Genomic DNA, 12,554 nt, shown 5'->3' with positions numbered 1-12,554 from the left:
CGCTCCGGCGCTCTGCCGACAGCGCGGCTCAGGCGCTCTTGCGCTTGCGTGCCAGCACCAGCGTGGGCGGCGCGCCTTCGTCGACCGCGGCGCGGGTCACGACGACCTTCTGCACGTCCTCCTCGGACGGGATCTCGAACATGATCGGTCCGAGCACATCCTCCAGGATCGCCCGGAGCCCGCGCGCGCCGGTCTTGCGCAGCACGGCGAGGTCAGCGATCGACTGCAGAGCATCGTCCTCGAACTCCAGCTCCACCCCGTCGAGCTGGAACATGCGCTGGTACTGCTTGACCAGTGCGTTGCGCGGCCCGGTGAGGATGTCAATGAGGGCAGCCTGGTCGAGCGGCGAGACCGAGGCGACGACCGGCAGCCGGCCGATGAACTCGGGGATGAGACCGAACTTGTGCAGATCCTCCGGGAGCACCTCGCTGAACAGATCGAGATCCTTTCCCTTGTCATGCAGCGGGGCGCCGAATCCGACGCCATGCTTGCCGACGCGGGAGGAGACGATGTCCTCGAGGCCCGCGAAGGCCCCGGCGACGATGAACAACACGTTCGTGGTGTCGATCTGGAGGAACTCCTGGTGCGGGTGCTTGCGACCGCCCTGCGGGGGTACCGAGGCGACCGTGCCCTCGAGGATCTTCAGCAGCGCCTGCTGCACGCCCTCACCCGAGACGTCGCGAGTGATCGACGGGTTCTCGGCCTTGCGCGCGATCTTGTCGATCTCGTCGATGTAGATGATGCCCTGCTCAGCGCGCTTGACGTCGTAGTCCGCGGCCTGGATCAGTTTGAGCAGGATGTTCTCCACATCCTCGCCGACGTAGCCCGCTTCTGTGAGCGCGGTGGCGTCGGCGACCGCGAACGGCACGTTCAGTCGCTTCGCGAGGGTCTGCGCGAGGTAGGTCTTGCCGCAGCCGGTCGGGCCGATCATCAAGATGTTGCTCTTGGCGATCTCGATGTCTTCGGCCTTCTGCTCCGCCGGCTGCAGTGTGCCACGGGCTCGAACCCGCTTGTAGTGGTTGTAGACCGCCACCGCGAGCGCCTTCTTGGCCGGCTCCTGACCTACCACGTACTCCTCGAGGAAGGAGAAGATCTCTCGAGGCTTGGGCAGATCGAACTCGGCGACCTCCCCGTTCGCGGATTCGGCCATGCGCTCTTCGATGATCTCGTTGCAGAGCTCGACGCACTCGTCGCAGATGTACACGCCGGGACCGGCAATGAGCTGCTGAACCTGCTTCTGACTCTTGCCGCAGAACGAGCACTTGAACAGGTCGGCGCTCTCACCGATGCGTGCCATGTGCGTCCTCCTTCGAGACGTGGTCCGCGATCGCCTCCGTGCTGTCACGACGGCGATCACGGCGTGGGAACACCGTGCGGCGATGCCGCTGTTCGAGCCTAACCTCAACATCCGACAACGGGTCGCATCGCCACGGATTCCGGCGCTCCGACCGGTCCGCGCTCGGCGAACGGCCCGAATATGACGACACGCCCTCGCAGAGCGTCACCGCAAGCGGTCGACGTCCTGCCGGGGCGAGGCACCGAACTGCCGGCGGTACTCGCGGCTGAACTGCGATGCGCTCTCGTAGCCGACGGCGAAGGCGGCGCCGCCGACGTCGCCGGGGTGGGCGAGCAGCCGCAGCCGCGCTTCCTGCAGCCGGATCTGCTTCTGGTACTGGATCGGGCTCAGCGCGGTGACGGCCTGGAATGCTCGATGGAAGGCCGAGGGGCTCATGCTCGCGAGCCGGGCGAGCTCCTCGACGCGCATCGGCTCCGCATAGTGCTCGCGGATCCAGCCGACCACTCGGCGCACCCGGTTGAGCCCGCTGTCCGCGAGGCCGAGCTGGCGCACCGTCGCGCCGTGCTCCCCGGAGATCAGCAACCACAGGATCTCGCGCTCGATCAGCGGTGCGAGCACGGGCAGGTCATCCGGCGTGTCGAGCAGCCGCAGCATGCGAACGGCAGCGTCGAGGAGCCGCGGCGACACCGTGCCCACCGCGATGGCCGGGGCGGCGCGCGCGGCACCCACGGGGCGGAGCGACTCCGCCGCCGCGGGTGTGAGCAGCAGTTCGGCGATGGCCTCGGGACGCAGCTCCAGTCCGAATCCGAGCGCGGGCTGCTCGGGGGTGGCGTCGGTGAACTGCCCCGAGACGGGCAGGTCGACCGAGGCGACCAGGAACTGGCCGGGACCATAGTCGTGCACGGCATCGCCGACCGTCATCCGCTTGGAGCCCTGGGCGACCACGGCCAGGACGGTCCCCGTCGAGGATTCATCCGGCGACCCGGTCCCGTCCTTGCGCGACACGAGCACTGAAGGGATGGCCGTCCGGTGCACCCCGAGTGCCGCGTGCCGTCCGATCAGAGTCCGCAACTCCTCGAGATCCATGCCCCGATTGAAGCACGCGCCTCGGGGCGATGCACCGAATCCTGCCGCGCTGGAGAGGATCGGGCAAGACCGCGGGAGCTTCGCTCTAACACCGTCGACCCGGGTCCCGGTTGAGTGTGAGTATGACGAGCAAAGCGCAGGTCCTCTCCCGCGGTCGCCACCCCGGCGCCGACGTCCGCGATCAGACGGGCGAGACAGCCGTGGTCATGAACGGGGCCGCTCGGCGAGCAGGCCGGAGCCGGAGATGATCCGGTGATCGGGTCCGCGGCAAGGCTCACCGCCGTGCCCACGCACGAAGGGGATCGCGTCACGACGCTGGAGCTGTTCTTCGACCTCGCGTTCGTGTTCGCGTTCACGCAGCTCAACCGACTCATGGCCGAGCATCATGACCTCGTCGGCGTGGTACAGGCGATGACGATCCTCGCACTGCTGTGGTGGGCCTGGAACTCCTACGGCTGGCTCGCCAACCTCGCACACGCCGACCGCGGCTGGGTGGGCGCCGTCATGCTGGCGGCCTCGGTCGTCGTCGTGGGCGTGACCGCCATGCACGCCTATCGCGCCCTCGAGGACGACCTGTTCGCACCGCTCGTGTTCCTCAGCGCCTATCTCGCGGCCCGGATCATCCATGCGGTCTCGTTCGCGGCCGTGTCGACGCCCGAGCTGCGTCGGCAGGCGTTCACGACCTCGGCCCTCGCCATCATCCCGTCGGGGGCGCTGCTCGTCGTGGGCGCATTCCTCGGCGGCGGCTGGCAGGTTGGCCTCTGGGTGGCTGCGGCGGCAGTCGAGCCGGTGGTCACGCAGCGGATGAGCGCAAGCGCGGACTGGCGGGTCGGTTCGACCGCGCACTTCACCGAGCGGCACGGGCTGATCGTGATCCTGGCGAACGGCGAGTCGATCATCGCGATCGGCACGGGCGTCGCATCCGTGCCGATGAGCGGCGGGATCCTGGCCGGGATCGCGCTCGCGCTCACGATCGCCGCTGCTCTCTGGTGGGCCTATTTCCGGCAGCTCGCGGAGGAGGCTGAGCAGGCACTCATTGCTCGTGCCGCACCGGAGCGGGCGCACACCGCCCGCGACGGCTACACCTACCTGCACCTCGCGATCGTGGCGAGCATCGTGGTGACGGCGCTCGGGGTCGAGGAGTCGCTCGCACGCATCGCCTCGCACGAGCCGCTCGGCTGGCTCGCCGCTTCGGCGCTCGCGGTCGGCCTCGCCGGCTACCTCGGCTCGACGGCGTGGTTCTCCCGGATGGTGGCGAGCCGGGCAAGGCCGTTCCGTGCGTTCCTCGGCGCGGGCGTTGCCGCGACCGCACCTCTGCTCGCGACGCTGACCGCCGTGCCGGCGCTCGGCACCGCGGCCGGCTTGCTTGTCGCGGGCCTCATCGCGGAAGCGCTGGTCGGACGACGCGGTGCTCGCACCCGTTTGACCACGAGCGCTTGATCCGTTCCCGGCTGGGCACCGCCGCCAGACGCCTGAAGGGCCGAGCGCGGCGCGCTCGGCCCTTCAGCGACTCGGCTCAGACCATGCTCTTCGGGTGCCAGAGCCCTGTCCCTCTGGGTGACGCCCGCGCGGCCTGCCCTACTTGTAGTCGTAGGTGTAGCACCACGCAAGCGCATCAATCGCCGCCTTGCCAATTTCGGGATGTCGCGCCGAGAATTCAGAAGCCGCCCTCATCCCCATTTGCACCAGGTCGACCGCTTCGACATGCGCCTTGCTGTCGTAGAACTCGGCCTCCAAGCTCAGGATCCGCGGCAACAGTGTCTGCCCCAGCTCGTGCCCAAACTCACGGAAGATCGCTTCCTCGTCTCGGACTGGATATGAAGACAGGCCCTTGCCGCTCCAGAGCACGATGGCATGGCTGATTTCACCGTCGATGAGGTTGGTCATAGTCAGGACTTGTCGACTCAGATCAAACAAGACTCTTCGGGTGCCAGACCGTCTTCACCTCGGTGAAGGCCGCGATCCGCTGCGGGGAGGCGACCGCCTCACCCGGAGCGAGCACGCGCTTGAGCGTGTCGGCGGCGGTGATCTGCAGGTCGACCCAGTCGATTGCGCCGGCGCCGGCGAGATCGAGGGCGTTGACGTCGGCATGCGACGCGAGCCACGGCGCGAGTTCGGCCGGGGATCCGGTGAGCACGTTCACCACGCCGCCGGGAAGGTCGCTCGTCGCCAGCACCTCGGCGAGGCTGATCGCCGAGAGCGGGTACCGCTCGCTCGCCACGACGACCACGGCGTTGCCGGCGACGAGCGCCGGCGCGACGACGGAGACGAGACCCAGCAGCGCGTTCTCCTGCGGCGCGACGATCGCGACGATGCCGGTCGGCTCCGGGGCGGAGATGTTGAAGTAGGCGCCCGCGACCGGGTTCAGGTTGCCGGCGACCTGGGCGTACTTGTCGCACCAGCCCGCGTACCAGACCCAGAGGTCGATGGCCTCGTCGACCTGTGCTCCTGCGGAGGCTGCCGACACGCCCTGCTGTGCCACGATCTCGTCGACGAACTGCGCCTTGCGCCCCTCGAGCACCTCGGCCACGCGGTACAGCACCTGTCCCCGGTTGTACGCGGTGGCCTTCGCCCAGCCCGCCTGCGCGGTGCGCGCGGCCTTCACCGCGTCACGCGCATCCTTGCGCGAAGCCTGGGCGGCATTCGCCAGGAACGCCCCCTTCGAAGTGGTGACCTCATAGGTGCGTCCCGATTCGCTGCGCGGGAACGCGCCGCCGATCGCGAGCTTGTAGGTCTTGGGCACCGTCAGTCGCGCGCTCATGCCGCGGATCCCTTCTTCTGCGCCTTGGCCTCGATCTGGCGGGCGACCCCTGCCGGACGCAGGTACGCGGTCAGGCCCTGCTTGCCGCCCTCGCGGCCGTAGCCGGACTCCTTGTAACCGCCGAACGGGCTGGACGGGTCGAATCGGTTGAACGTGTTCGCCCACACCACGCCGGCGCGGAGGCGGTCGGCGACGGCGAGGATCCGGGATCCCTTGTCGCTCCAGATCCCTGCGGAGAGACCGTAAGGAGTGTTGTTCGCCTTCGCGATCGCCTCGGCCGGTGTGCGGAAGGTGAGCACCGACAGCACGGGGCCGAACACCTCCTCGCGGGCGATGCGATGCGACGCCTCGACGCCGGTGAAGATCGTCGGAGCGAACCAGAAGCCCTTCTCGGGGATCACGCAGTCGGCGGTCCAGCGCTCGGCGCCCTCGTCCTCGCCGACCTGGCTGAGCTCCCTGATGCGGGCGAGCTGCTCGGCCGAGTTGATGGCGCCGATGTCGGTGTTCTTGTCGAGCGGGTCACCGAGACGCAGCGTCGACAGGCGGGACTTCAGCCGGTCGATGACCTCGTCGTGGATCGATTCCTGCACGAGCAGGCGGCTGCCGGCGCAGCACACGTGGCCCTGGTTGAAGAAGATGCCGTTGACGATCCCCTCGACCGCCTGGTCGATCGGGGCATCGTCGAACACGATGTTCGCCGCCTTGCCGCCGAGCTCGAGGGTGAGCGCCTTGCCCGTGCCCGCCACCGTGCGGGCGATCTCGCGACCCACCGCGGTCGACCCCGTGAAGGCGACCTTGTCGACGTCGGGATGGCGCACCAGCGCGGCGCCAGTGGCGCCGGCACCCGTGATGATGTTCACCACCCCGGCCGGAAGGTCGGCCTGCTGCAGGATCTCGGCGAAGATCAGCGCCGTGAGCGACGTCGTCTCAGCGGGCTTCAGCACAACCGTGTTGCCGGCAGCCAGGGCCGGGGCGACCTTCCAGGCGAGCATGAGCAGCGGGAAGTTCCACGGGATGACCTGCCCCGCGACACCGTGCGCCGCCGGGTCAGGTCCTGCGCCGGCGTAGTCCAGCTTGTCCGCCCAGCCCGCGTAGTAGAAGAACCACGAAGCGACGAGCGGCACGTCGACGTCGCGGGACTCCTTGATCGGCTTGCCGTTGTCGAGGCTCTCGGCGACAGCGAGCTCGCGGGCGCGCTCCTGCACGAGCCGCGCGATGCGGAACAGGTACTTGCCCCGGTCGCGGCCGCTCATCTTCGACCACACCTTGGTGTAGGCGCGACGTGCAGCGGCGACAGCGAGGTCCACGTCCTCATCCGACGCGTGCGCGATCGTCGCGATGCGCGACTCGTCGGCGGGCGAGATCGTGCCGAACGAGGCGCCGCGCCCCTCGACGAACTCGCCGTCGATGAAGAGCCCGTATTCGTCCTTCAGGTTGAGGATGCTCCGCGACTCGGGCGCGGGTGCGTATTCCAGGAATCCCATGAACAGTCCTTCGTCAGTCGATCGTGACGTAGTCGGGGCCGGAGTAGTGGCCGGTGGTCAGCTTCTGCCGCTGCAGCAGCACGTCGTTGAGCAGGCTCGACGCGCCGAAGCGGAACAGGTGCGGCTGCAGCCACTCCTCACCCACGGTCTCGGCGACGTGCACGAGATACTTCACCGCGTCCTTCGAGGAGCGGATCCCGCCGGCGGGCTTGACGCCGATCTTCTCGCCGGTGAGCCCGTGCCAGTCGCGCACGGCTTCGAGCATGAGCAGCGTGACGGGCAGCGTAGCCGCCGGGGCGACCTTGCCGGTGGAGGTCTTGATGAAATCGCCGCCGGCTAGCATGCCCAGCCAGGACGCGCGCCTGATGTTGTCGTAGGTGTTCAGCTCGCCGGTCTCGAGGATGATCTTCAGCGAAGCGGAAGTGCCGTCCTCCCGGCGGCAGGCGTCCTTGACGGCCACGATCTGATCGAACACCTGGCCGTAGCGGCCGGCGAGGAAAGCGCCTCGGTCGATGACCATGTCGATCTCGTCCGCGCCGGCCTCGACCGCGTCACGGGTGTCAGCGAGCTTCACCCCGAGCGATGCACGGCCGCTCGGGAACGCGGTCGCGACGGCCGCGACCGAGATGCCGCCGTCGTCGGGGTCGCCATGCCGGGCACCGAGCGCCTCGACCGCGTACGGCACCATGTCGCCGTAGACGCACACCGCCGCGACCGACGGGCAAGTCGGATCCGAGGCATCGGGCAGCTTGGCTTTGGAGACCAGCGAGCGCACCTTGCCCGGGGTGTCCGCGCCCTCCAGAGTCGTGAGGTCGATGAGCCGCACGATCGTGTCGAGAGCCCACGCCTTCGACGTCGTCTTGATGGAGCGCGTCCCGAGCGCGGCGGAGCGCTGCTCCAGGCCCACTGCATCCACTCCGGGCAGGCCGTGCAGGAATCGGCGCAGCGTGAGGTCGTCGGGGTCGCCGCCGAGCACCTCCAGCGCGGTGCGCCGTGCGAGTTCGGTCGTCGTCACTGGTCCTCCAAGAGGGTCCGGGCGGTCGCCTCGTCGGTGACCACCATCGTGCACAGGTTCGCGGTCACGACCGTGCGGGCGATGTCATGCTTCGCCTCTCCGGCCGTGACGAAGACAGAGGTGCGCGCCTCACGCAGCCGTTCCAGGCTGAGCCCGACCGTGCGGGCGTCGAGCTCGGGATCGACGATGTTGCCGTCCGCGTCGATGTACCGGCCCAGCACATCGCCGACCGCACCGCGCCGGCCCAGTTCGTCGATGTCCCTGACGCTGAGATAGCCGTTGTCGACGTGTGCGGATCCGGCATCGCAGACTCCCGCGGTGAAGAGGTAGGCGTCGGCCTGGGCGGCCTGCTCGAGCACGCCGGCGACGGTGCGATCGCGCTCGATGGCCTGCTTGGTCTCCAGCCGCTCCAGGATCGCGGGGCTGGGCAGCAGTGCGACATGCCCCGAGGCGCGCTGCGCGATCGTGGCCGCGAGCGAGGCGGCGCCTCCCGGGCGGCGGTTCACGCTCACGCCGCCGTTCATCTGCACCACGGTCACGCCACGGGCCCACCCCTCGGCCATGCGGTCGGCGATCGCAGTCAGCGTCCGCCCCCAGCTCACGGCGAGCGTCTTCGGCACGGGCCGGAGCGCCGCGAGGTGATCTGCGGCGCCCTGCGCGACGCGTGCGAGCGTCTCGGCGTCGCTCGGGCCGTTCGGGACCACGACGGCGTCGGCAAGCCCGAAGCGCTCGCGCAACTCTCGCTCGATGCCGAGCTTGCGGGCGCGCGGGTGCACGATCTCGATCCGCACGATCCCATCGATCCTGGCCTGCTGCAGGAGCCGCCCGACCTTCCAGCGCGAGATGCCCAGCAGGCCACCGATCTCGTCCTGCGTCTTGTCCTCGTCGTAGTACAGCTCCGCGACGCGGACGGCGAGCAGTTCGTCGTCGTCGATGGCGGATCGGGGCATGCTTCGAGAGTACCCTCCGCCACGCGCACGCGCACCGCCCTGCTCATATGAGCAAGGCTCACCACTCACTCGCGCAACGGGAGCGGGAACGCGAAAGGGCGGCCCGGAAAGAATCCGGACCGCCCTTTCACGGGGGTGTCAGCAGGTCAGCTCAGCGCCTGGCGCTTGCGGCTCGTGAGCACCTGGTCGACGATGCCGTACTCCTTGGCCTGCTCGGCGGAGAGGATGTTGTCGCGATCGATGTCGCGGTTCACCTTCTCGACCGGCTGACCGGTGTGCTTGGCCATGGTCTCCTCGAGCCACGTGCGCATGCGCAGGATCTCCGCGGCCTGGATCTCGATGTCCGACGCCTGTCCCTGACCGGCCTCGCCCATGGCGGGCTGGTGCATCAGCACGCGGGCGTTCGGCAGCGCGAGACGCTTGCCCGGCGCGCCTGCGGCGAGCAGGACCGAGGCGGCCGAAGCGGCCTGACCGAGCACCACGGTCTGGATCTGCGGCGCGACGTACTGCATCGTGTCGTAGATCGCGGTCATCGCCGTGAAGGATCCGCCGGGCGAGTTGATGTACATCGTGATGTCGCGCTCGGAGTCCTGGCTCTCCAGGACCAGCAGCTGCGCCATCACGTCATCGGCGGATGCGTCGTCGACCTGCACGCCGAGGAAGATCACGCGATCCTCGAACAGCTTGTTGTACGGGTCCTGACGCTTGAAGCCGTAGGCGGTGCGCTCCTCGAACTGAGGGAGGACGTAGCGGCTCGAGGGCAGAGTGCCGGCGGACCGGAACGTGGGTGTGTACATGAGTGTCCTCTCCAGCCTTACTTGTCCGCGCCCGTGCCGCCGCCGCCGTGCACGTCACTGGCGTGCTCGCGCATGTGGTCGACGAATCCGTATTCGAGAGCCTCGGAGGCGGTGAACCAGCGGTCGCGGTCGCCATCCTCGTTGATCTGCTCCACCGTCTTGCCGGTCTGCGACGCAGTGATCTCGGCGAGGCGCTGCTTCATCGACAGGATGAGCTGCGCCTGCGTCTGGATGTCGCTGGACGTGCCGCCGAAGCCGCCATGCGGCTGGTGCAGCAGCACCCGCGCGTTCGGCGTGATGTAGCGCTTGCCCTTGGTGCCGCTGGTGAGCAGCAGTTGCCCCATCGAGGCCGCCATGCCGATGCCGACCGTGACGATGTCGTTCGGCACGAACTGCATCGTGTCGTAGATCGCCATGCCGGCGGTGATGGAGCCGCCGGGCGAGTTGATGTAGAGGTAGATGTCCTTCTCGGGGTCCTCTGCGGCGAGAAGGAGGATCTTGGCGCAGATCTCGTTGGCGTTCTCGTCCCGCACCTCGGATCCCAGCCAGATGATGCGATCCTTGAGCAGCCTGTCAAAGACGCTCGTCGCGACCAGGGGTTCAGCCATTTCAGCTCCTGTTTCCGTGTTCGGTGTTTCGAATCTACCGGCGACAACGCACGCGCCCGGCCGTGTTCGCCGTCGGCATATCAGGCGTCGTCGCCTGCGATCTCGTGGGCATAGGCGGTCATCGACCGGTGGTAGCGAGGCATGTGCGGCACGAGCGCCAGGACCGCGACCCCGAGCCCGCGTTCCGGCTGTCCGGCGCTGGCGAGAGCGAGCGCATGCATGGCGGCGATCGCGTCGCGGTAGATCGAGTCCGGGTGCGCCGCGTGCTCGGACTCGATGAGCTCGAGGGCGCCCCGCACGTCGCCGAGGTTGCGCAGCGAGCTGGCGAGCTGGATCGTCGCCTGGGCGCGTCGATCGTCGTCGAGACCGAGCTCGAGGGCACGCCGGTACAGCGGCACGGCTTCGTCAGGCAGCCCCGCGGAATCGCGCGCTCCGGCGCGCTCGAACGCGGCCTCAGCGTCGTCCGGCCCGCGCTCGGCGGCGATCGCGTCGATCCTCGCGATCACCTCTTCGTCGACGAGGCCGCCTGCGGCGGCGTCCCAGACAGCGTCGATCCGCTCCTGCCAGTCCTTCATCTCTGTCCTCGCGTCTTCTCGGGATGCGAAGAGGGCGGGTGCGTGGTGCACCCGCCCTCTTCCGGATCATGGATCCGATGATTACTCGGCGTCAGCGGCCTTCTCGGCGGCCTTCTTGGCCGGAGCCTTGCGGGCGGCCGGCTTCTTCGCGGCGGGCTTCTCCTCGGCGGCGGGAGCCTCATCGGCGTCCGCGACCTTGGCGGGAGCCTTCTTCGCGGGTGCTTTCTTGGCCGGTGCCTTCTTGGCCGGCTTCTCCTCGACCGGAGCCTCGGCGGCGTCCTCGGCCTCGTCCTCGGTGGCCACGAAACCGGTCAGATCCACGGCCTTGCCGTTGGAGTCGACCACGGTGACCTTGCCGAGCGCGACTGCGAGGGCCTTGTTGCGGGCGACCTCGCCGACCAGCACAGGCAGCTGGTTCTGGGACTGCAGCGCCTCGACGAACTCCTGCGGAGCCATGCCGTACTGCGCGGCGGACTGGATCAGGTACTGGCTGAGCTCGTCCTGCGAGACCTGCACATTGGCGCTCTCGGCGATGGAGTCGAGCAGCACCTGGGTGCGGAACTGCTTGGTGCTCGCCTCGGTGACCTCGGCGCGGTGCTCGTCGTCCTCCAGGCGGCCTTCGCCCTCGAGGTGGTTGTGCACCTCGTCCTCGATGAGCTGCGGCGGGACGGGGATGTCGATCTGCTCGAGCAGCGTCTCGACGAGCTTGTCGCGTGCGGCGGAGGCCTGCGTGAACACGCCCTGCTGCTCGACCGACTCGCGCAGGCTGTCGCGCAGCTCGGCGATCGTGTCGAACTCGCTCGCGATCTGCGCGAAGTCGTCGTCAGCCTCGGGCAGCTCACGCTCCTTGACGGCCTTGACCGCGACGGAGACCTCGGCCTCCTCGCCGGCGTGGTCGCCGCCGACGAGCTTCGAGCGGAACGTGGTGTCCTCACCGGCGGTGAGGGAGTCGATCGCGTCGTCGATGCCCTCGAGCAGCTCGCCGGAACCGACCTCGTAGGAGACGCCCTCCGCGCGGTCGATCTCGGCGCCGTCGATCGCGGCGACGAGGTCGAGCTCGACGAAGTCGCCGGCCTTCGCGGGACGGTCGACCGGCACCAGGGTGCCGAAGCGGGCGCGCAGGCGGTCGAGCTCTGCATCCAGGGCGGCGTCATCGGCCTCGACGGCGTCGACGGTCACGGTGATGCCGTCGAGCGAGGGGACCTCGATCTCGGGACGGACATCGACCTCGACCTCGACCTTGAGGTCGCCGGAGAAGTCCTTCTCGTTCGGCCACTCGATGACCTCGGCCGAGGGGCGGCCGACGATACGGAGGTTGTGCTCGAGCGACGCCTCGCGGAAGAAGGTGTCCAGGCCCTCGTTGACGGCGTGCTCGATGACCGCGCCACGACCGACGCGCTGGTCGATGATCGGCGCGGGCACCTTGCCCTTGCGGAAGCCGGGGATCTGCACGTCCTGAGCAATGTGCTCGTACGCGTGCGCGATGCTGGGCTTGAGGTCCTCGGGGGTGACCGTGATGTGCAGCTTGACCCGGGTCGGGGCAAGCTTCTCGACGGTGCTGTTCGCCATGCTGGTGTGTCTCCTTGTGAATGTCCCGCGCGGAGATCCACGCGAGTGCGACGTGTGTGAACGTCGGGGCGACAGGATTTGAACCTGCGACCTCCCGCTCCCAAAGCGGGCGCTCTACCAAGCTGAGCTACGCCCCGGTTAGGACCCGCGCGCGCGGGAACGGCCTCCACGAGTCTAACGGACCAGAGCACCCCCGCCGGTCAGGTATGCTCGTGGGAGTCCGCGGTGTTGTTGCGCGGGCCGGTTCCCTCGCTCGTCGAGGGATCCGGGGCTGTAGCTTAGTGGTAAAGCCTCTGTCTTCCAAACAGATGATGCGAGTTCGATTCTCGTCAGCCCCTCCACTTCTCCCTACTCCTGCAAGGGATCTCAGGCGGATCCCGATCCGACGATCGCCGGGATGCGCTCGATCCGC

The 12,554-nt window shown here is 68.6% G+C and carries 12 protein-coding genes and 2 tRNA genes; 2 read left to right on the top strand and 12 right to left on the bottom strand.

The features are described 5' to 3' along the window. Positions 1 to 28 precede the first annotated feature (28 nt). Both clpX and ACTJI8_RS00705 read right to left on the bottom strand, forming a co-directional pair. Positions 29 to 1,297, bottom strand: a complete 1,269-nt coding sequence (gene clpX, locus ACTJI8_RS00710; protein ID WP_440731507.1) for an ATP-dependent Clp protease ATP-binding subunit ClpX — start codon at positions 1,295 to 1,297, stop codon at positions 29 to 31. A gap of 204 nt (positions 1,298 to 1,501) precedes the next feature. Beyond that, on the bottom strand, positions 1,502 to 2,383 hold the full coding sequence (locus tag ACTJI8_RS00705) for an AraC family transcriptional regulator (protein ID WP_440731506.1): 882 nt from the start codon (positions 2,381 to 2,383) through the stop codon (positions 1,502 to 1,504). Positions 2,384 to 2,665: 282 nt separating this feature from the next. Here ACTJI8_RS00705 and ACTJI8_RS00700 point away from each other — a divergent pair, with 282 nt between their 5' ends. Continuing rightward, complete coding sequence (locus tag ACTJI8_RS00700) at positions 2,666 to 3,823, top strand: low temperature requirement protein A (protein ID WP_440731505.1); 1,158 nt, start codon at positions 2,666 to 2,668, stop codon at positions 3,821 to 3,823. A 138-nt stretch (positions 3,824 to 3,961) separates the two neighbouring features. Here the strand turns inward: ACTJI8_RS00700 and ACTJI8_RS00695 are convergent, their stop codons facing one another. From ACTJI8_RS00695 to ACTJI8_RS00650, 10 genes are all read right to left on the bottom strand, one after another. Beyond that, the gene (locus ACTJI8_RS00695; protein WP_440731504.1) at positions 3,962 to 4,270 is read right to left on the bottom strand and encodes a hypothetical protein; all 309 of its coding nucleotides are present in this window, start codon (positions 4,268 to 4,270) and stop codon (positions 3,962 to 3,964) included. Between the two features lie 22 nt (positions 4,271 to 4,292). Further along, positions 4,293 to 5,144: an aldehyde dehydrogenase family protein gene (locus ACTJI8_RS00690; protein ID WP_440731503.1), complete on the bottom strand. Its 852-nt coding sequence runs from the start codon at positions 5,142 to 5,144 to the stop codon at positions 4,293 to 4,295. Continuing rightward, positions 5,141 to 6,628 carry an aldehyde dehydrogenase family protein gene (locus tag ACTJI8_RS00685; RefSeq protein WP_440731502.1) on the bottom strand — a complete coding sequence of 496 codons (1,488 nt, stop codon included), beginning with the start codon at positions 6,626 to 6,628 and terminating at the stop codon, positions 5,141 to 5,143. The genes ACTJI8_RS00690 and ACTJI8_RS00685 overlap by 4 nt, the downstream gene beginning before the upstream one ends. Before the next feature lie 13 nt (positions 6,629 to 6,641). Continuing rightward, on the bottom strand, positions 6,642 to 7,610 hold the full coding sequence (gene deoC, locus ACTJI8_RS00680; protein WP_440732415.1) for a deoxyribose-phosphate aldolase: 969 nt from the start codon (positions 7,608 to 7,610) through the stop codon (positions 6,642 to 6,644). Positions 7,611 to 7,639: 29 nt separating this feature from the next. Beyond that, the gene (locus ACTJI8_RS00675; RefSeq protein ID WP_440731501.1) at positions 7,640 to 8,593 is read right to left on the bottom strand and encodes a sugar-binding transcriptional regulator; all 954 of its coding nucleotides are present in this window, start codon (positions 8,591 to 8,593) and stop codon (positions 7,640 to 7,642) included. A 146-nt stretch (positions 8,594 to 8,739) separates the two neighbouring features. Continuing rightward, entirely contained in the window at positions 8,740 to 9,390 is a 651-nt protein-coding gene (locus tag ACTJI8_RS00670; RefSeq protein ID WP_440731500.1) for an ATP-dependent Clp protease proteolytic subunit, read from the bottom strand. Positions 9,391 to 9,407: 17 nt separating this feature from the next. Beyond that, the gene (locus ACTJI8_RS00665; RefSeq protein WP_440731499.1) at positions 9,408 to 9,998 is read right to left on the bottom strand and encodes an ATP-dependent Clp protease proteolytic subunit; all 591 of its coding nucleotides are present in this window, start codon (positions 9,996 to 9,998) and stop codon (positions 9,408 to 9,410) included. An 80-nt stretch (positions 9,999 to 10,078) separates the two neighbouring features. Further along, complete coding sequence (locus ACTJI8_RS00660; protein ID WP_440731498.1) at positions 10,079 to 10,573, bottom strand: tetratricopeptide repeat protein; 495 nt, start codon at positions 10,571 to 10,573, stop codon at positions 10,079 to 10,081. An 81-nt stretch (positions 10,574 to 10,654) separates the two neighbouring features. Beyond that, entirely contained in the window at positions 10,655 to 12,142 is a 1,488-nt protein-coding gene (tig, locus tag ACTJI8_RS00655; protein WP_440731497.1) for a trigger factor, read from the bottom strand. A gap of 63 nt (positions 12,143 to 12,205) precedes the next feature. Further along, positions 12,206 to 12,279 (bottom strand) — tRNA-Pro (locus ACTJI8_RS00650). A gap of 130 nt (positions 12,280 to 12,409) precedes the next feature. Here ACTJI8_RS00650 and ACTJI8_RS00645 point away from each other — a divergent pair. Continuing rightward, positions 12,410 to 12,483 (top strand) — tRNA-Gly (locus ACTJI8_RS00645). The last annotated feature ends 71 nt before the right edge of the window (positions 12,484 to 12,554 follow it).

It is taken from the genome of Microbacterium sp. 22303, assembly GCF_052045265.1.
Lineage (GTDB): Bacteria > Actinomycetota > Actinomycetes > Actinomycetales > Microbacteriaceae > Microbacterium.
The sequence above is the reverse complement of the archived record's forward strand: the minus strand, read 5'-3'. Positions and strand labels throughout refer to the sequence as shown.